Annotated in this window: 14 protein-coding genes and 4 pseudogenes; 7 read left to right on the forward strand and 11 right to left on the reverse strand. The window is 69.1% G+C overall.

Annotated features, from left to right (window positions below; translation table 11 throughout):
* Window positions 1–106 precede the first annotated feature (106 nt).
* The 4 genes and pseudogenes from OHB41_RS09660 to OHB41_RS09680 all read right to left on the reverse strand — a co-directional run bounded on the left by OHB41_RS09660 (window position 107) and on the right by OHB41_RS09680 (window position 4,924).
* Window positions 107–1,578 (reverse strand): annotated as a pseudogene (locus OHB41_RS09660) (IS3 family transposase).
* Between the two features lie 612 nt (window positions 1,579–2,190).
* The gene (locus OHB41_RS09670; protein WP_266697456.1) at window positions 2,191–2,370 is read right to left on the reverse strand and encodes a hypothetical protein; all 180 of its coding nucleotides are present in this window, start codon (window positions 2,368–2,370) and stop codon (window positions 2,191–2,193) included.
* Window positions 2,371–3,428: 1,058 nt separating this feature from the next.
* Window positions 3,429–4,388, reverse strand: coding sequence for a hypothetical protein (locus tag OHB41_RS09675; RefSeq protein ID WP_266697457.1), 960 nt, complete (start codon window positions 4,386–4,388; stop codon window positions 3,429–3,431).
* On the reverse strand, window positions 4,385–4,924 hold the full coding sequence (locus tag OHB41_RS09680; RefSeq protein ID WP_526024905.1) for a DUF6932 family protein: 540 nt from the start codon (window positions 4,922–4,924) through the stop codon (window positions 4,385–4,387). The genes OHB41_RS09675 and OHB41_RS09680 overlap by 4 nt, the downstream gene beginning before the upstream one ends.
* A gap of 552 nt (window positions 4,925–5,476) precedes the next feature.
* On the opposite strand from OHB41_RS09680, the gene OHB41_RS09685 reads away from it, so the two are divergent.
* Together OHB41_RS09685 and OHB41_RS09690 are read left to right on the forward strand one after the other, a co-directional pair.
* Window positions 5,477–5,905 (forward strand): hypothetical protein, encoded by a 429-nt coding sequence (locus tag OHB41_RS09685; protein ID WP_266697459.1) that lies wholly within the window; start codon window positions 5,477–5,479, stop codon window positions 5,903–5,905.
* A 983-nt stretch (window positions 5,906–6,888) separates the two neighbouring features.
* A complete protein-coding gene (locus OHB41_RS09690; RefSeq protein ID WP_266697460.1) occupies window positions 6,889–7,128 on the forward strand; it encodes a hypothetical protein in 240 nt (79 codons plus the stop codon).
* A 53-nt stretch (window positions 7,129–7,181) separates the two neighbouring features.
* On the opposite strand, the gene OHB41_RS09695 is transcribed toward OHB41_RS09690, so the two are convergent.
* Window positions 7,182–7,694: an ATP-binding protein gene (locus OHB41_RS09695; RefSeq protein ID WP_266697461.1), complete on the reverse strand. Its 513-nt coding sequence runs from the start codon at window positions 7,692–7,694 to the stop codon at window positions 7,182–7,184.
* A gap of 117 nt (window positions 7,695–7,811) precedes the next feature.
* Window positions 7,812–8,057, reverse strand: coding sequence for a hypothetical protein (locus tag OHB41_RS09700; RefSeq protein WP_266697462.1), 246 nt, complete (start codon window positions 8,055–8,057; stop codon window positions 7,812–7,814).
* 74 nt (window positions 8,058–8,131) lie between these two features.
* On the opposite strand from OHB41_RS09700, the gene OHB41_RS09705 reads away from it, so the two are divergent.
* On the forward strand, window positions 8,132–9,334 hold the full coding sequence (locus OHB41_RS09705; protein WP_266705556.1) for an ISAs1 family transposase: 1,203 nt from the start codon (window positions 8,132–8,134) through the stop codon (window positions 9,332–9,334).
* On the opposite strand, the gene OHB41_RS09710 is transcribed toward OHB41_RS09705, so the two are convergent.
* From OHB41_RS09710 to OHB41_RS09730, 4 genes and pseudogenes are all read right to left on the reverse strand, one after another.
* Entirely contained in the window at window positions 9,322–10,170 is an 849-nt protein-coding gene (locus OHB41_RS09710; RefSeq protein ID WP_266697463.1) for a hypothetical protein, read from the reverse strand. The genes OHB41_RS09705 and OHB41_RS09710 overlap by 13 nt on opposite strands.
* Before the next feature lie 386 nt (window positions 10,171–10,556).
* Window positions 10,557–11,282 carry a restriction endonuclease gene (locus tag OHB41_RS09715; protein ID WP_266697464.1) on the reverse strand — a complete coding sequence of 242 codons (726 nt, stop codon included), beginning with the start codon at window positions 11,280–11,282 and terminating at the stop codon, window positions 10,557–10,559.
* Between the two features lie 36 nt (window positions 11,283–11,318).
* Window positions 11,319–11,594: pseudogene (locus OHB41_RS09720) on the reverse strand (restriction endonuclease); the annotation flags it as partial.
* A gap of 47 nt (window positions 11,595–11,641) precedes the next feature.
* Window positions 11,642–12,905, reverse strand: a pseudogene (locus OHB41_RS09730) (NsdA family TPR-like regulatory protein).
* A gap of 97 nt (window positions 12,906–13,002) precedes the next feature.
* Here OHB41_RS09730 and OHB41_RS52305 point away from each other — a divergent pair.
* Together OHB41_RS52305 and OHB41_RS09735 are read left to right on the forward strand one after the other, a co-directional pair.
* Window positions 13,003–13,476: pseudogene (locus OHB41_RS52305) on the forward strand (Mur ligase domain-containing protein); the annotation flags it as partial.
* A gap of 70 nt (window positions 13,477–13,546) precedes the next feature.
* A complete protein-coding gene (locus OHB41_RS09735) occupies window positions 13,547–14,560 on the forward strand; it encodes a glutamate ligase domain-containing protein (protein ID WP_266697467.1) in 1,014 nt (337 codons plus the stop codon).
* Here the strand turns inward: OHB41_RS09735 and OHB41_RS09740 are convergent.
* A complete protein-coding gene (locus OHB41_RS09740; protein ID WP_266697468.1) occupies window positions 14,557–15,957 on the reverse strand; it encodes a UDP-N-acetylmuramoyl-tripeptide--D-alanyl-D-alanine ligase in 1,401 nt (466 codons plus the stop codon). The two genes, OHB41_RS09735 and OHB41_RS09740, sit on opposite strands and share 4 nt — an antisense overlap.
* A 135-nt stretch (window positions 15,958–16,092) precedes the next feature.
* On the opposite strand from OHB41_RS09740, the gene OHB41_RS09745 reads away from it, so the two are divergent.
* Window positions 16,093–17,049: a D-alanine--D-alanine ligase family protein gene (locus tag OHB41_RS09745; RefSeq protein ID WP_266697469.1), complete on the forward strand. Its 957-nt coding sequence runs from the start codon at window positions 16,093–16,095 to the stop codon at window positions 17,047–17,049.
* Window positions 17,046–18,038, forward strand: a complete 993-nt coding sequence (locus OHB41_RS09750) for a threonine ammonia-lyase (RefSeq protein ID WP_266697470.1) — start codon at window positions 17,046–17,048, stop codon at window positions 18,036–18,038. Before OHB41_RS09745 ends, OHB41_RS09750 begins: the two co-directional genes overlap by 4 nt.
* Window positions 18,039–18,167: the final 129 nt, after the last annotated feature.

The raw sequence follows: 18,167 nt of genomic DNA on the forward strand, positions 1-18,167 counted from the left end.
TCGGCAGTGATCTCCGGGCAGAGCGGGCAGTCCACCACAGCCGCGATGGACGCCTGGACGCTCGCCGCTCGGAACCTGTCAAAGCGATCAAGGCAGGTAGATCGTTTTAACGCTGTGCTGGGATCAGTGGGCCGTCTGGTGCCGGCTGGTTGATCCAGGCCGCTGCGGGGACCTTCGGGGGCTCCGGTGGCTTGCGGACGAAGCGTTCGGGGTGCTTCGCGTAGACCGCCTGGAGGACGTCGGCACGCATCTCGCGGAGCTGCTCGGCGAGACCGAAGTGCACGTCGTAGGGCGTGTGCAGGCCGATTCCGGAGTGCCGATGCTCCTCGTTGTACCAGGTGAAGAAGTGGGTGCACCACGCCCGGGCGTCCTCGAGGGATCCGAAACGCTCGGGAAAGTCGTGCCGGTATTTCAGGGTCTTGTACTGGCTCTCGCTGTACGGGTTGTCGTTCGACGTCTTCGGCCGCGAATGCGACTTGGTGACGCCGAGACCGGCCATCATCTGGGCAACGTTCTGCGCGACCATCGGGGACCCGCGGTCCGAGTGGATCGTCAACTGCCCCGTTTCAATGCCGTACTTGGCGATCGACTCGGACAGGAACCGCTCGGCGAGGTCCTTGTTCTCGTGGGCGGCGATCATCCAGCCGACCGTGTAGCGGCTGAAGATGTCGATGACCGTGTAGAGGCAGTAGTAGACGCCCTTGACCGGCCCCTTCAGCTTCGTGATGTCCCAACTCCACACCCGGTTCGGGCCCTCGGCGACCAGCTCGGGAACGGTCCGGGGCGGGTGGACGGCCTGGCGGCGGCGTTCACGGACCTCGCCGTGCCGTCGCAGGAGCCGGTACATCGTCGACTCCGAGCACAGGTAGACACCCCGGTCCAGGAGCACCGCGTAGATCTCGGCGGGCGCCATGTCGGCGAACTCCGGGGAATGGAGCACATCGAGGACCCGTATCTCCTCCTCGGGCGCGAGAGCGCGGGGGTGTCGGCGCCGTTCTGGCCGCGGCTTGGCCGGGGCGGGGCTTCGGCGGTGTCGGCGGTAGTAGGTGGCACGGCTCACGCCGAGCGCGGCGCATGCCTGGACGCGTCCGACCAGCCCGGTGAGCTCTTCAAGAGCCTGGTTGCGGGCGGTGTTGAACGCCACGGCCGCGAACTGGGCCCCGGTCACCGGTTCTTCTCGCCGTTCCTGTTCGGGGCGCTGTCCGTGGCGAACTGGTCGAGCAGCGCGGAGAGTTTTCCCTGGACCTCGATGACGGTGCGGGCCTTCGCGAGGTCGGCTTCCAGGCGGGCCTTCTCCGCCTTCAGCTTCGCGATCTCCTTGTCCCTCGGGTCCGCCTTCGGCCGTCCGGCCGACGCGGCGAGCGCGTCCCGGGCGCCCTTGTCCCGTTGCTGCCGCCACGTCGTGATCAACGACGAGTACAGACCCTCCCGCCGCAGCAGAGCGCCCTTGTCCTTCTTGTCCAACGTCTCGTACTCCGCGAGGATTCTCGCCTTGTACTCCGCGGTATACCGGCGCGGACCGGTCGAACGGGCTTCTACCTGCGGATCAGGGGTCCCGTGGTCATTCGTGCTGGCCACCCGGGCACTACTCCTTCTCCGCCCTCGACTCAATGAATCATCCAGTATGCCTGACTCGATCTACTTTGACAGAGAGGGGCTCGGTCCTGACGAGCGGCCACGCGGCTCTTCGCCGCAGACTTGGTCATGATGTCACCTTTCCGGCTGGAGCCAGGGAGCCTCAAGACGGCACGCGGCAGCCCCGGGGCTCCACTTCGCGCGGCGGCAAGCGGCGCCACGGCACCGAGGGACGGGCCTGGCGCGGCGGCAGTGTTTCGCCGTTTCTGACCGGATCTGGGGAAGGCATCACACACCCCGAGTGGATGAAGATGTTCTGGCAGACCCGCAAACTCGCCAGGACCACCGCGATCGGTGAACTGCGCCTGTCACACCTCAAACTCGAGCAACGCCACATCCGCGGACGCGCGCTCGACGCCATTGAGTCACAGGCCACACGAGCGGACTCCTCGCGAGCGCCAGCCCCGCCTACTTTTCCTTAAACGGGACGAGCCAGGCGTTAAAGGATAAGCGGGAAGCTTACTCCCTCAAGTGATCCGACGAGCTGACTGACAGGAAGAGGGTGCTGGTTGGGGGTGTCCGTCAAATGGCGGACACCCCCAACCCGTCCTTCACCTACTCAGTCGGCATGCTGCCCGGCTCACTGCCGCCAGGATCAGTCTCAGACGCCGACTGGCCATCCCCGGCATCGTCGCGAACGTCGTTCTGCCGCTGCCGCCCCTCGATGATCTGGAGCGCGAGCGACCCAGCGCCCGCGAGGGCAGAGATGGCGTTCAAAATGTCGTCGAGATTCAACCTCGGTCCTCAGGGTCGAGCAGGACCATCCCGCCGTTACACGGTCAGGCGCCCTCCACACCCTCCGGCTTGATGCAGCCGGCGGCGGCCCTGCACAGTAACTGCACGAGGGACCGCACATCCTGGCGCTCGCGGGACACGAGGCTCCGAGCGCAACAGCCCGCCCGGTGAACGGCACGGCCGGAGCGGCACATCCCGCTCCACGGCATACGAAGTCCGGACATCCGCTGCAGCCTCAAGACAGTCGGCAAGCGTGTCCAGGAGCATGTTCCACGCGATTGGCTCGACACCGAGCAAGGCGAGAACACGCAGGCGATCAAGCACACGCGCTGCCTCGGCCAGCGAGCTTTCACTGCCGCCGGCTCGGCCGACTAGGTCGCTGGGAGTCATCTCGCGCAGTTCGTCAAGGGAGATCTCGTCCAGCGCGCCCACAACCCACAGAGGAATGCGGGCTGACCTGAGCACCCGCGCGATGCGGTGATGGCCCTTCCCCCAAGCCTTCTGCCTGGCACTGAGTTCACTCATGACATCCGTGAGCCGCCAGAGGTGGACCATCCACTCCATCGGCATACCGAGGGCCAGAGCACGAACCGTGACGGCTTCGTCAGCCCTGTCCTCCTCAGCCAGTTTGTCTTCGGCCACAACCAGGAAGTCAGCGTTACTGCGGCACATTTCGGCGAACCTGGAGTCCTGCACGCATCTCGCCATGGACCGCAGCAGACGTGCCTGCTCCCGAGGACCTCGATGGACCACCGGGTGCTTGGCGAAGCTGTCATACCTGACGAAGTGGGGGTGCATGACAGTGCACCTCGCCCGCCAGACATTGTCGGCCACGTCCTGGGGCACGGCGGCCATCAGCCTCTGAGCCTCGGCCACCGAAAAGGAGAGCGCGAGGCCGCCTCTCGTCGCGAGACTCCCCCCGAATGGCTGCACACTGACACTCTATCGGCTGTCACGGCACGGGCCTTACTTCAGTGCCGGAGGCCGGGCCACCCATTTGGCTGGCACTCCGCTCGGCCTCCCCGGCGGGCCGCCCTCAGCAGGAAGGCCCGCCCCGCCTACACGTCTTCGTCCAGTTCGCTGCCGGGCGGAAGCTGGGACAGCTGACCGGCCACCTCGATGAGCCGATAGCGCCGTTGGCTTCGTTTGCCCGCGACATTGCGCAGGACGAAGCTCTCCAGCGCGACATCGACCTCCTGGTCCAGGTGCTCTTTCACCACGCCGACCAGGGACTCGTCGACGAAGCCATGGATCTCGGCACCCGCTGGAGTCTCGAAATAGAAGATCTGCCGTCGCGTTCGCAGGCCGTCGAGACGGCCCTGCATCCGGATGATCTCCCGCTCTTCGCGGATGATCTGAAGGCGGTCGCGAAGCGACTCAGCCTGGACTGCGGACAGACTCGAAACGATGCGTTCGCCTGTTCCCCGCTGCACCACCAGGCTGATGTCGAGGTGCGGATTCGGCAGCTTGAAGATCAGGTCGGAGACTGCCCGACGCACCACTGGCGAGGCGCTGAACAACGAGTCCAGCGACTCTTCGTCCTCTGGACCTTCAGGCAGGGCACGGACCAGTTCCACCGCACCGATCTCAGCCCAGGAGACGCCTGCCGGAGCCAGCCGGTCTCGGTCGTCATCGGCCGCTGGAGCATGAGGCTGCAGGTCGACGATGATCGAGCCAGCGGTGGAGGCCGCGACATCGAGCCGGGCGACTTCAAAGTCCAGCGGCAGCAACTTGACGACGTCTGCAACGCGGGCACGCCGGGCTTTGGCGAGCCGCGCCACAGCCTTCTGCACCCGCTGAAGGAAGTCGCCCACCTCGCTGGCGGCGATGAGACCGCCGTTATCGGGATTGGCAAGCCGGAAGTTGAGACCAGGACCGGCAGCGCTCTCCAGCAAGCCGAGGCCGCTGAACTTCTCAGCCGAAGCCTGCAGACCAGCCCGGGCGAGCCGGGACAGCGGATCACCGCCCTCGGTCGTCCGAAGGGCCCGAACATACGTGTCGCGAAGATCGTTACTCACCAGCTCACCTCCAGATATCCCTTGATCGCCCCGGGGATCGGTTGCCCGTCAGGCCCCTTCACCTTGGACCAGGTCGCATCCCAATACTCCTCCTGCTCGGGAATGCCGGCGACCACGGGGAAGCTGTCGATCAGACCTCCCATGGGCTGGACACGGTTGGCCCAGCCCCGTGGTTGCCCGATCTGCACACCCTGAAGCGTGAACAGAGGGATGAGCCGTTCATGATCCTTGTCTGACAGCGGCAGCGTCGAGTCGATGAGCACCGCAAGATCCAGATCATCTGGCGGCGCCGCCTTATGGGAGCAGAAGCCACCATCCACCCAGAACGTTCCCCGCTCAAGGACATCGCCGACCATGTCGGCATACAGCTCGAAGGCGCGAAAGATGCGCCTTCGATGATCAGCATGCGGAGCCTGCACCACAAAGATCTCTTGGATCTCAGCCATCGTCGCAGCGTGACGACCAGGCGGCAAAAGGCCACTTTCCGTGAGCGCTGGAATCACAATCCCCCCTCGCGTCGGCCCCCACCGACTCATTCCCCAAGCTCAGGCCGCCACCATATCCACACCACCTCGCGCCGGAAATAGAAACTTCACTCTCAGAGGGGACACATGGAGCCGCATTCCCTCCGGCCTCCCTGGTTCCAGACCTGCCGCATGCTGGCCCCCAGAAGCTCCCCGAGGCCCACCACCGACTCACTTATAGCTTCCTCAGTGCTGCCAGACCTCTTCGTACGTCTCGGTCTGCTCTGGCGGGTGACGGCGGGCCACGGGGTCACCGTGGGACGGCAGTAGGTGTCCCGCAGTTCCAGTACCCGGCCGTGCGCCTCCCCGTCCACCACACTCCCGGCACGGATCCGCTCCAAGTCCGCCCCGGAACTGTCGTACAGCACATGAAAAGCCCGCCCCGAACACGCCACCTCGGGGTTCCGATGTATTGCGGTGACCAGGGACGATGAGGGGCTGCTCGATGGCGGATTCCACGCCATGAGTGATCATCTTCCGGGTCCGCGGGCGGACTTCGCCCGATCCGGGGGTTTGCCAGCCGGCCGGGCATGACCGCCTCGCGGTGGAGCCAGGCTCCCGCTCGTGACCGCACCCGATGATGTCCACCACCTGCTGACCGGCGCAGGCCAGGTCCTCGACGACCTGCGCCACCAGGAAAAAGACCTGGAAGAACGCCTCGCCGCGGTGCGCGAGCGGCTGTCGGCCGGACAGGCAGTCCCGGCCCCGGTCGAGCGCTGGCGCTCCCTGTCCGCCGGACCGGTCGTGTCCGCACCGGTCGCTGACGGCCCGGTCGCGGACGCCGACGGGACGCAGCCACCGATGATCGAGCGAGTCGCGCTGCTGCCGGCCCAGGACCCGGCCCGTGCCTGGAGCCCGGAGCAGGTCCACCAGGCCCTTGAAGCGCCGGTGGCCAGCGTGTGCTTCGGCATGTCCCGGCTGGAAAAGCGCGGCCGTCTGGTCCGTGTGGACCACGGCGCCTACCGCGCGGCCCCGTCGGCCGGGCGGGGGTGAACCACCCGTGCTGGACTGGCAGTTCGTCCCAGAACCGGGTGTGTTCGGCTGGCGCACTGGTGTCCGCTACCGCATCGACGCCTACACCCCCACCGCCGCGGATGCCGGCCAGGCACTGCTGCGGGAGCGGATCGCCACCACGCTACGCAAGACCATCGCGCGCGCCGACCCGCTAGTTGCGCCCATCGCCCGCATCCTGGCCGCCGCCTTGTGGCAGGCCGCCGTCTTCGCCGACAGCCACGACCCGGGCCGGGGCGAGCAGGTGTGGATGTCCCCGCAGCCACGCTCCGGCCCTCCGCCCAGGGACGACACACCGCGTTCAGCAAGGACCGTTTCCCGTCCCGACCATGCGACACCTGCCGAGCGCCCCAGCAGCTCACAGACTGCAGCTGCGGCCGCTGTGGCCCTCCGTCCGATCCCCGCACTGGCCATCCACGCCGGGGGCACCGTCGCCCCTTCGATCGCCGCACACCGCGCAGGACTGGCTCGCAAGGCGGCAGCCGGTGCCGAGCAGGCACCGCGCTGGGCCCACTGCGGCTGCGAACCAGGAGGCGCTGGTGGGCGGGGATGCCGACTCCCGGGAACATGCAGCGGGTGCGGGCGAAGCAGATGGAGTAGGCCGCGGCGAGGAAGGCGCTGAAGGCCCAGCGGCGTGAGGAGAACGAGCGGAACCGGCTGGCCAAGGAAGCGTCTCCGAGGTGACTCATCAGTACACGAACGAGACTCGACGGGGACACCGATAAGACGCCGACTGATGCCGGTATACCTCCCAGAGCCCCGCGCACGTCCTCACGGTGTCTCGTGCGCGCCCCGGCAGTGTCGCACTGGCGTCGCACACAGAGCCTTCGGAGGACTCACCTGTGCAGGGATGTCGGGTGGCGTCTCCCAGGAGACACGACCGGGGCACCACAGGGGCGCCGTTCGCACTTCGCTGTGCCTCTTCTGGAAGGGCCCGGCTGGCGCTTCCGCCGGAGGAGCGGCTGGTGGCGCGGGCCGCGAGTATCGAGGCGAAGTGGGTCATGCAGCCCGCGGAGGTCTCGGCCGAGGAGGTCAAGGCCGCGCAGCGGGCCGCGATGAATCGCATCGAGGTGGTGGAGGCCGTCCGGGAGATCACCGTGGAGGTGCCGGGCCGCCAGGGCTTGCCGGGATTGCGGTCCGCAGGGGTCGGCACCCGCGGCACCTTCTTCAGACGGGGCACCTGGGTGAAGCGGCGGGTGTGGTAGGCGGAGGCGACACGACTGGTCGCCACGTGGCGGCCCCCGGTGCCCGCGGCGGGTCAGAAGGAGCCGGGCTCGATGATCTCCTCGCCCTCGTCGTGAGGGGGCTCAAAGCGGGCGTAGAAGTCCTCCAGCGCCGATTCCGAGACGGTCAGCACGTTGGCGTCCTTCCGCTCGTTGCGCTCGGCAAGGCGCCGCAGCAACTCATTGCGGGGGACGAGGAAGTACAGCAGCCGCGGGCTTCCGCCGGCCTCCTCGACGAGCTTCTTCCACTCGTCGCGGGCGGCACGCGTCCACAGTCCGTGGTCCAGCACCACGTCCTGCCCGGCGGCGACCCGCTCGACCAGCTCCTCGCGGACCTCGGCGACCACCGGGGTCTCCAGGGCGAAGTAGTCCCGCTCCGGGTAGTCCACGCCGTAGCGGCCGTGCCGGGCGTGCACCCGCTCGTCCACGGACAGCCGCACCGCCCCGGACGGCTCCAGCCGCCGCCTGGTGTACGTGGTCTTGCCCGACCCGGTCAGCCCGACCAGCAGATACACCACCGGCCCGCTCTGGCGGCCTGCCGCCTTCACCCCTGCTCCTCCTCACCCGCTGGGACTCCCTCCGCCCAGCCTGCCACCCTCCGCCCCGCCGCGCGGCCGATCCGGCCGCACCTTCACCCGGGAGGTCAGCCGTGATCCCCTGGGTCCTCAGACCTGTCGGTGCTCAGCCTTGCCGAGCGCCGACAGCACGCGCGTTGGATTCCCGATCAGGTCGAGCAGGGCGCTGGTCCGACGCGCCCACCGAGCTGGATCGTCGCCCTCGGCGAACGCTGCGGTCGACTTGAATTGATCCCGGAGGTTGACAGGGCGGCTGCAAGTTCCGGGGTGGTGAGGGTTGGCCGGGCTGTCGTCGGTTGGGGTGGATAGCAGGGCAGGCACGGGTTTCGTGATCATTGTGGTTCCTACGCCCGATGATCACGAGGTGGCCCGTGCCTGCTGCCATATCTTCTCCGGTCCCTGCCGTGCTGATGAGGCTGGGTCCGCTGGACGCCGGTCAGGTCGCCGATCTGCGTTCCTACCTCGATGCGGTGCCCGATCCGCGCTCGCGGCGGGGCCGTTGGTACTCACTGACCGCGATCTTGCTGGTGTGCGCCTGTGCGGCCGTGTCGGGAGCGAGGAGCATCGAGGAACTCGCCGAGTGGGGCCAGCGCGCCTCGAACGCACTCCTGGTAGTGATCGGGATCCGGCGTCACCTGCTCGGCTGGCGACGCACTCCGTCACCGGCCACGATCGGCCGGGTGCTGGGGACCGTTGACGGTGACGCCCTGGACCGGGCGGTGGGCGCCTACCTCGCCGACCGGCACCGCGTCGCCACCGAGCCGGCCCACAGGCCATCGCCCTCGGCGTCCGGGCGGCCGTGTGTGATCGCTGTCGACGGCAAGACACTCAAGGGATCAGCCCGTCTGACCGCGAAGCGCCGGCATCTGCTCTCCGCGGTCACCCACGCCCCGGTCGTCACCCTCGCGCAGGTGGAAGTGGGCGCGAAGACGAACGAAACCACACATTTCCAACCGCTCCTGGCACCGCTGGACCTGGCCGGCACCGTCGTCACCTTCGACGCGCTGCACTCGGTCAAGGCGAACGTCTCCTGGCTGGTCGAGACGAAGAAGGCCCACTACATCGCCGTGATCAAGACCAACCAGCCGACCGCCCACAGCCAGCTCGCGGACCTGCCGTGGCGCGATATTCCCGTCCAGCACACCGCCTCCACCACCGGGCACGGCAGGCGCGAGTCCCGCTCGATCAAGACCTGCGCCGTCCCGGACGAACTCGGCGGGATCTCCTTCCCCCACGGCCGCCTGGCCATCCGTGTCCACCGCCGCCGCAAGCAAACCGGCCAGCGCGAGACCCGGGAGAGCCTCTACGCCGTCACCAGCCTCGACGCCCACCAGACCGGCCCCGCCGGCCTTGCCACCGCGATCCGCGGGCACTGGGGGATCGAGAACTCCTCACACCACATCAGGGACGTCACCTTCGCCGAAGACGCCTCCACCGTCCACACCGGCACCGCACCCCGCGCCATGGCAACCCTCCGCAACCTCGCCATCGGCGTCCTGAAGACCCTCGGATCCGACAACATCGCCAAAACCACCCGAGCGATTCGAAACGAACCCGAACGAGCACTCCACATCCTGGGCATCACAACCGAACCAGACACCTACGGAACTTGATCAAGCCCTGGGAGGTTGACCGGCAGGCGGCCAGCCAGCGCCGCCGCGAGCTCACGGCCCAGGACAGCTCGCGGCGAGGCCGGCCGTATGAAGCGGGCCAGCTTGCCGGTCGCCGAGACGGGGGCGTCGGAAGCGGTCTCGAGGGCCGCGACGGCCTCTCTCACCCAGTCGGCGTCCCAGGCATCCGGGAGCGGAACTGTGACCTGCTGAACGCCGGCGATCGCTTCCCGCCCCAGCGCCAGGGAGAGCCCGCCGGGGTCCTCGTGGTAGTTGAGGTAGCGGGCACCGTCGACGCCTGGAGGGCAGACCTGGTCGAGGACGACGTCGCCGACGAAGTCGCTGGGATCGATGAGCCAGCCCTCGCGAACCACGACGGACGGATTCAGATGGACTCGGTACAGGTAAAATTGGTTGCGGTCGGCCTGGTCGCGGATCCGCCTGAGCATGTTGTGGACCGCGGCCTCGTACGTGCCGATGTGGAGCGCCTTCGCCCGCTGGCGTGCGGCCCAGGCGGCCACAGGCTCGTCGCCGCCCATCATCCTGCGGGTCTCGGGCGCGAGGACGGCGGCCGGATCGAAGTCCCTCGTCGGCCAGTCCGGCTGCGTGCTCGTGTGGTACCAGGAGACGGTCGCAACCCGGTCGTCGTCGAGCGCCGGGTCGTCGGGATCGACCGTCACCCGGGGCGCGTCCTCGTGCTCGCACGTCAGGCCGCAGCCGGGGCACTTCTCTCCGCCCTGCTCCCATCGGTCGATCCAGTCCAGATCGACGACGAGGCGACGGTCGCAGCCGCCGCACAGCATCAGCCGGTCGCGCGAGAAGTCGATCAGTCGTTCCATGGCTCCATTCTCCGGGAGCGCTCCGCGGGGCCGGCCAGACCCGGCACATGTCGAGCGGACGACCTGTCGTCGTTGGTGCTCGCGCTGCTCACCCGCCGCGTCGCCGCAGCACACCCCACGCCGACAAGGACAAGGCCCCATCATCTCCAGGCGCGCTTTCCGACGACGCCTCCTCTGCCATACGAGAGGCTGAACAGCACGTCCGCCACTGCTGGCAGCAGCTCCAATCACGGGTCGACCCGCCCGAGTGACCTGAGTGAGACAAAGAGGTAGCCAGCGTGGCGATCTGACCAGACCTGACGGGGTACCCCGCGGAGTCGTCCGGACGGATCTCCGAGAACGTCAACGTCCCGTTTGCCCGCCCTGTTAAGGGGGTGGGTCTGGGGTCACTGGGTCGTGCTCGGGATGCCCAAGACGTCGTACAGGTGCTGGCCGTGAGCCCACTTCTTCAGTTCGGGACGGCCCATGAGGATGAGGTCGTGGTGCGCGGCGAAGTCGATCGCAGGCTGGGTGAAGCCGTTGAGTCCGATCATGATCGGCACATCGGCTCCATGATGAAGGCGGGCCGTTCCGTTGAATTTCTGCACGTGCCCCGAGCCGACCGGCGCCGCGTACTGCTTGCATTGCAAGATCAGGAGCCGGTCGTCGTGGTTCCGGGCGCTGACGTCCACCCCAAGGTCGCCGGCTCCTCCCACCCGCCGTGTGCTGCGGAACCCGTCACGGGCCAGAAGATCGGCGCACGCCTGCTCGAAGCCCGCCGCGCTCATCGCGGCCAGCTGCTTCATCTTGAAGGTCAGCACATCCGGATCTACCGCCTCCCTCGGCGGAGAGCTGGAGGCGTAGTCCTCGTCCTGATCGACGTAGGCGTACGTGTCGGCGCTGAACAGGAACGAGAGCAGCTTCGCGAGGAGGATGAGCGAGGCTAGTGCGCCGACGACGATGAAGCCGGTCCACCAGGGATGATCGGCGATCAGCCCCCACAGATCCACGGTGATCCACCGGCTGACGTCTTCCGTGAGCCACTCCCACAGCATCTTGCCGATCGCCAGCGCGAGGACGGCGTACAGCAGGAACTTCAGCAGCGGGTCGAGGGACCCGTCTTCGTCGAACACCGCACCTCCAGAACGTCGATGATGGGGAAGTGCCTGTCAGGCAGCACGCTTGAACCGGCCGCGACGGGCGTGTGCCGGGAGCCCGATGAGCTCGTGCAGCGCCGTACCGGTCTCCGCCCAGCGCCGAAGCTTGTCCCGGTCGACCCAGTGGACGCTGTGCCGGTGGCCCCAGGCCATGACGTCTCGGGTGAAGGCGCCGTTGGTGACGACGACAGCGTGATCGGCTCGGTGGGCCGGTCCCGCCGTCCCCTTCACCGCGTACATGACCGAGGGCCCCACTTTCCCGCCTACGTGTGTGTGCGGGGGCTGCATCCGTCGGGCCGGGCGCGGCGGCCAGCGCGTGACGGAGAGGGATGCGCTCATCCTCGGGCGGTGATGCGCTCGCCGAGTTCGGCAGCGGCCGGGCTGTCGGGAAGGCCGGGCAGACGGGCGGCGATGTTGGTCAGTCCGTCGTTGATGCGGACGGACTGTACGCCGTCGGCGCAGTCGAAGAACTCGCTCCAGGTCGCCAGAGCCTGGGCAATGTTGCCGCGCTTGAGCTGGACGTGGCCGAGGTCAGCGAGCACGATCGCCCGGGTGCGTTTGCGGTCGAGGCCGTGGATGTCGAGCGCCAGGTGCAGGTGTTCCTCAGCGGCGGCGAGGCTACCCATCTGCGCATGGATCATGCCGGCCTCATGGGCCCACCGGCCGTGGCTGTAGTGGCTGGCCCACGACTGGCCCGGCTGGGTGGGGGCGCGCTCGATTGCGGTCTGGGCGAAGGTCAGTAGCTTCGCGGCGGTGGTGTGGTCGCCGTCGGCGGCTGCCGCGCGAGCGAACGTGTTGCGGTAATACGCCAGCGCCTTGGGGTTGGTCAGCTTCCGGCCGCGCTGTTCGCATGCCTCGGCGAGCCGTACGGCCGTGGGGATGTGGCCGAGGTCGATGGCCTGGTCCGCGCAGGACGGTGGCGGCGAGTTCGTTCTCGCCGGCCTCGGCGGCGAGCCGGTAGCTGTAGAGGTTGTACTGCTGGCTCAGGCCGTGGTTGCCCTCATCTCGGGCCATCCAGCCGATCAGGTGCACGAGCTCGCTGGTGGCGGCGAACAGCTCACGGCCGACTTTGTCGGCGTAGCGGCCGTCCAGCCAGCGCTTGACGTCGATGGTGAGGTAGCGGACGGCCAGGGCGTGCCCGCCACCGAGTTCGGAGGCGACGTCGCCCAGGGTGGTGGTCATGGTGCGGACGGCCGCCACCTCGCCCATGCCCACCGCGACGGGGCCGGGCCGGTTCGCGCGGCGGGTGACTGCCTCGGCGTCGGGCAGGTCGAGTGCGGCAAGCCCGACGGCAGCGGACGCTGTGAGGAACTGCCGTCGGTCCAACACGTCCCTGCCTCCCAAGCACATGACTGAGGCCACGGTATCGGCGAACGGCGCCTCATTCTCCCCGGATAGATCAAGCTGGAGGACCTGTTCGATGAACGGGAGCCATTCCGTGGGCACCCGTCGCTCGGTCTCCCACCGGTAGACCTGCTGCCGGTCGAGAAACCCGGCCTTCCCCCAGCGCGCCACCGACAGCTCGTCTGCGAGCTTCGCCTGGCTGCACCTGGGGCGTCTGGCTTGGCGTGCCGCGCGGATGCGCTCCCCGAGAGTCATGTCCGGCCGATCGTTGGTCCTGGTTCACAACGGGCCTACAACTGGCAGACATTGTGGCAGCTGTCCACGCTGCGCGTCTGCATGTTGACTCATCGTCATGGGGGCTTCCGGCAATGCCAACGGCGAGGACCAATCAACCGGGCCTCTCCAGCGCCCTGCTACCCGCACCCCTTCTTCTCCCGCGGTCGGCGGGAGGAGCGTCACATCAGGCACCACCTCACTGCGAGGAGTCACTGCTGTGGTTGAAACCAGGTACGTAGAAATCCCGCCGCCCGCCAGTCCGCTGGACCTGGGCCGTCCTCACTTCGTGGGGATCTGCGGGGCAGGCATGTCCGCGCTGGCCCACCTGCTCGCCGGCCGCGGCGCGCAGGTCACCGGCTCGGATCTGCGGATGGGCGAGGCTGCGGCCGCGCTGGAGGAGGCGGGCTGCCGGGTGCACTTCGGGCACGACGCCGCGAACACCGCCGGGGCGTCGGTGGTCGTGTGGTCCAGCGTCATCGACGCCGCCAACCCGGAGATCGTCGCGGCGCGGGCGGCAGGTGTGCCCGTGGCGCACCGCTCCCACGTCCTGGCGCAGCTCGTGGTCGAGGCGGACCGGTCGGTGGTCGTGGCCGGGACGGCACGGGAAGTCGACGGCCACAATGATGCTGGCCGACGCCGTGGGGCATCTGCTCCCGTCGTGGGTGGCCGGTGCCACGCCCGTCGGCTCCGTCAACGGGCACACCGATTCGAGCCTCCTGATCGCGGAAGGCGACGAGTCCGACCGGAGCGTGGCGCAGTACCGGCCGGACGTCGCGGTCGTGCTCAACGCCGACGACGACCACCCCGAGACCTTCGCCGGTACCGGGGACGTGGTGGGGACGCTGACGGACTTCGCGGTCGGCGCCAAGGCCCTGGTGGTGTGCGCCGACGACGCCGGGGCCCGCAAGGTGACCAGCCGGGTCCGCAGCCACGGCGGCGTGCAGGTGGTGACCTTCGGCGAGACTGCCGGCGCCGACGTCAGGCTGCTGTCCGCGGAGCCTTCTCAGAAAGGCAGCGCGGTCACCGTGCTCGACCTGGACGGCACGCGGGTGTCGTGGACGGTGCGCACTCCCGGCCGTCCGGCGGTGCTCGCGTCGCTCGCCGCGTACACGGCGGGCCGGGTCCTGGGCGAGCGGCCCGAGTCGCTGGCGGCTGGACTGTCTGGCTTCCGGGGTGTGCGGCGCCGGATGCAGCTGGTCGGCGAGCGGCGGGGCGTGCGGGTGGTGGACTCCTTCGCCCACCACCCCACCGCGATCGCCGCGGACATCACCACCGCGCGCGAGCTGGCCGGAGGCCGGGTGATCGTCGCGTTCGAGCCGTGCGGGTCGACGCGGGTGCGGGTCCTGGGGGCGCGGATGGGCGTGGCGCTCGCGGCCGCGGACGAGGTGGTGCTCCTGCCCGTCCGCGACGCCGTGCCCTCGTCGGCCAGCCTGGCGTCCCGGGGCGCGATGGAGGAAGCGGCCGTGGGGGCCGGAGCTCGCGTCCGCCAGGTCGGCGGCCTGGCCGAGGCCGCGGATGTGGTCGCCGCCCTCGCCGCGCCGGGTGACGTGGTCCTGACGATGGGCGTGGGCGAGGTGGCCGGTCTGGGGGCGTTGCTGCTGGCGCCAGCGGACCGGCCCCTTACCTTCGTCTAGCGGTCTCCGGCCATGGTGTCGGGCTGGGCCAGGCGTACCGCCGTGTGCTCCAGCTCGACACTGTGGGAGCCCTTGACCAGGACGATGTCCCCCGGCTGGATCAGGTCGTTGGCCAGGGTCAGGGCGTGGTCCCGGTCGTCGGCGCCGACGACCTTCAGCGGCGGGTTGTCCTGCTGGGCAGCCTCGGCCATGGCCCGCGCGTCGTCGCCACCGACCGCGATCAGCACGTCGATGCCGGCGGTGGCGACGAGACGGCCGACCTGCCGGTGCTCCTCGGCGCCGTCGGCACCGAGCTCCTTCATCTCGCCGAGGACGGCGATGGTCCGGCGGCCGTCCTTCATGGCCGCAAGGGCCGTGAAGGCTGCCTTCATCGAATCGGGGTTCGCGTTGAAGGCGTCGTTGATGATCCGGATCCCGTCGGGCCGGTCGGTGACCTCCATGCGCCCGGATGCGACCAGGACCGCGCGGGACAGCGCGGCCGCCGTCTTCTCCACGTCGGCGCCCAGCCCGATCGCGACGGCGGCGGCAGCCAGTGCGTTCGACACGTGGTGCACGCCGTGAAGGGAGAGAGCGACTCGCGCCTTGGTGCCGGCTGCCGCAAGGGTGAACGAGGCCCGGCCGGAGGCGTCGACGGTGACGGCCAGGGCCCGGACGTCGGCGTCGTTGTCGACACCGAAGGTCAGCACCCGGGCGGAGGTACGGGAGGCCATGGCGGCGACCAGCGGGTCGTCAGCGTTGAGGATCGCCAGGCCGGCCGTAGGGAGCGCCTCGACGAGCTCGCCCTTGGCCTGCGCGATCTGCTCTCGGCCGCCGAACTCGCCGACGTGGGCGGTTCCCACGTTGAGGACCAGGCCGACCGACGGCGGGGCGATGCGGGTCAGGTGGGTGATGTGGCCGATGCCGCGGGCGCCCATCTCGAGCACGATGTAGCGCACGCCCTGATCCAGGTGGGTCACGGCCAGCGGCATGCCGATCTCGCCGTTGAACGACTTGACCGTGGCGATCGTCGGGCCGAGCTCGGGGAGGACCTGCGCGATCAGGTCCTTGGTGCTGGTCTTGCCGGCCGAGCCGGTCAGCCCGATCACCGTCGCCTCGGGCACGGCGGCCAGCACGGTGCGGGCCAGGGCGGCGAGGGCGTCCAGCACGTCCTCGACGACCACGGCCGGGACGCCGACGGGCCGGGCGGCGAGGACCGCCACCGCCCCGGCTTTCACGGCGTTCGCCGCGAAGGCGTGCCCGTCGGTGTGCTCACCGGGAAGCGCAGCAAAGAGACCACCGGGCTCGATCGTGCGGGAGTCGACGACGGCGGGCGCGGTCATCAGCACGGACGGGTTCGGCACGTCGCACAGGCGTCCGCCGACGGCGGCCGCGACGGCTTCGAGCGAAAGGGGGATCACGAAACGCACTCCGAATCAGCAGGGCTTGCCCGGCACGGCCAAGCGCCCGCCGGTTCAGTCCATCCGACCGTAGCGCCTGCAAGTGCCGGCGCATCTGAGACCGGCCACAGCCCCGAGGAACAGGAGTACAACCTGATGACGATGCAGTCTCTTCAGCCCGGCCGGATCGCCGTCGTCTCCGGCGGCAGGTCCACCGAGCGGGAGCGGTCCTTGATGTCCGGCCGCGCCGCCCTGGAGTCCCTTGACCGGCAGGGCTACACCACGGCGTTTCTCGACTCCGCCGACAAGGACTTCACTGACCAGATCCGGGGCGCGGATGTGGCCTTCCTGGCCATCGCCGGGCAGTACGCCGAGGACGGCAAGCTCCAGGGGTTACTGGAATGCCTGAACATCCCCTACACCGGCTCCGGTGTGGCGGCCTCCGCCGTCGGAATGCACAAGGTCCGCGCCAAGACCCTCGCTGCGGCCGCCGGGGTGGCAGTCCTGCCCAGCGTCACCCTCCCGGCTCGCGACGGTGACGTGAGCACGCAGGCCATCACCGGCATGATCTCGTTCCCGCTGATCCTCAAGCCGCTGTCCGAAGGCGGCTCGATCGGGATGACGGTCTGCCGCGACACCGACCAGCTCACCGCCGCCCTGCGCACGATCGACCCGGCCGACGGCTGGTTCGCCGAGCCGTTCACCACCGGCACCCCGGTGAGCTGCGGGGTCCTGGAGATCGACGGCTTGCCCGTCGCCCTGCCGCCGTTGTCGACGATCCCCTCCGACGCCGACTTCTACGACTACGCCACCAAGCGGGACAAGACCAAGTACCGCTATGAGTGCCCGGCCGACCTCCCCGACTCCGCCCTCGAAGCGATCACTACCGCCTCGCTCACCGCGCACGACGCCCTGGGCTGCTCGGGCTACTCCCGATCCGACTTCATCGTCTCCCCGGACGGCCGCCCGGTCTGGCTGGAGATCAACACCCTGCCCGGCCTCTCGCACACCGGGAACCTCGCCACCATGGCGGCTGCGGCGAACATCGACTACGACCAGCTCATCCACCTGATCCTCGCCACCGCCACGACCAGCGGGGGGTACCGGCCGTGACCGAGCTGACCGCCCGCGACGTCCAGGACGCCGCCGCCAACCTCGAGCCGGTCGCCGCCCGCACCCCGGCCCTCTCCGCGCTCTCCCTCGACCAGGCTGCCGGCTGGCCGGTCGTGTGCAAGGCCGAGAGCCTCCAGCGCACCGGATCCTTCAAGTTCCGCGGCGCCTACCACCACGCCTCCTCCCTCCCCGCCAAGGAACGCGCCCGCGGCCTGGTCGGCGCCTCCTCCGGAAACCACGCTCAGGCTCTCGCGCTTGCTGGCAGACTCCTCGAAGTGCCGGCCACCGTCGTCATCCCCGCTGACGCCCCGGCCCCGAAGGTCGAAGGCATCCGCGCGCTGGGCGGCAGGGTCGTCACCTACCACCGGGACTCCGAGAACCGGGACGCCCTCGTGGCCGAGATCGCCGCCCGTGACGGACTGGCCGTGGTCCCCTCGGCGAACTCCCGGCACATCATGGCCGGCGCCGGGACCGCCGCCCTGGAACTGCTCACCGACCACCCCGAGATCGAGACTCTCGTCGTGCCGGTCGGCGGCGGCGGCCTCGCCGCCGGGACCGCCACGATCGCCAAGCACCTCTACCCCGGTATCAAGGTCATCGGCGTGGAACCGGAGGAAGGCGCCGACACCCTGTTGTCGATGCGCTGTGGTCAGCGCATCGCCCTGCCCGAGGTCCCGGCAACCATCGCCGATGGCCTGGGGCACACCAGCCCCTCACCGATGACGTGGGCCGTGAACTCCCGGCTGCTCGACGCCGTCGTGACGGTGACCGACCTGGACATCACCACCGCCATGGCCTTCGCTTTCCGGCACCTGAAGGTCGTAGCCGAACCGAGTGGCGCTTGCGTCCTGGCCGCCGTCCTCGCCGGCCACGTCCCCCACGAGTCGGGGATGATCGGGGTGGTGATCTCTGGCGGCGGCGTGGACCTGCCCACCTTCCACCGGCTGATCAGCCAGGCCACCCACCGGAAGGAACCCTTACGTGTCTGACCACCAGTTCGACACCGTCACGCAGTACGCCAGCCCGGATCTGATCGCCGCCTTCGCCTAAGAGGGCCGCGCTCACGACGACGATCCCCGCTGGGCCGAGTCGGGCGCCCCCGACCTCGAGACCTACGG

The organism is Streptomyces sp. NBC_01571 (assembly GCF_026339875.1).
In the GTDB taxonomy this organism is placed as follows: Bacteria; Actinomycetota; Actinomycetes; order Streptomycetales; family Streptomycetaceae; genus Streptomyces.

What these genes read in the sequence shown, in the direction of transcription:
- OHB41_RS09680 (WP_526024905.1), bottom strand. Translation starts at nt 4,924, where the DNA reads ATGAGTCGGTGGGGGCCGACGCGAGGGGGGATTGTGATTCCAGCGCTC.
- OHB41_RS09700 (WP_266697462.1), bottom strand. Translation starts at nt 8,057, where the DNA reads ATGATCACGAAACCCGTGCCTGCCCTGCTATCCACCCCAACCGACGAC.
- OHB41_RS09705 (WP_266705556.1), top strand. Translation starts at nt 8,132, where the DNA reads ATGAGGCTGGGTCCGCTGGACGCCGGTCAGGTCGCCGATCTGCGTTCC.
- OHB41_RS09710 (WP_266697463.1), bottom strand. Translation starts at nt 10,170, where the DNA reads ATGGAACGACTGATCGACTTCTCGCGCGACCGGCTGATGCTGTGCGGC.
- OHB41_RS09735 (WP_266697467.1), top strand. Translation starts at nt 13,547, where the DNA reads ATGATGCTGGCCGACGCCGTGGGGCATCTGCTCCCGTCGTGGGTGGCC.
- OHB41_RS09745 (WP_266697469.1), top strand. Translation starts at nt 16,093, where the DNA reads ATGACGATGCAGTCTCTTCAGCCCGGCCGGATCGCCGTCGTCTCCGGC.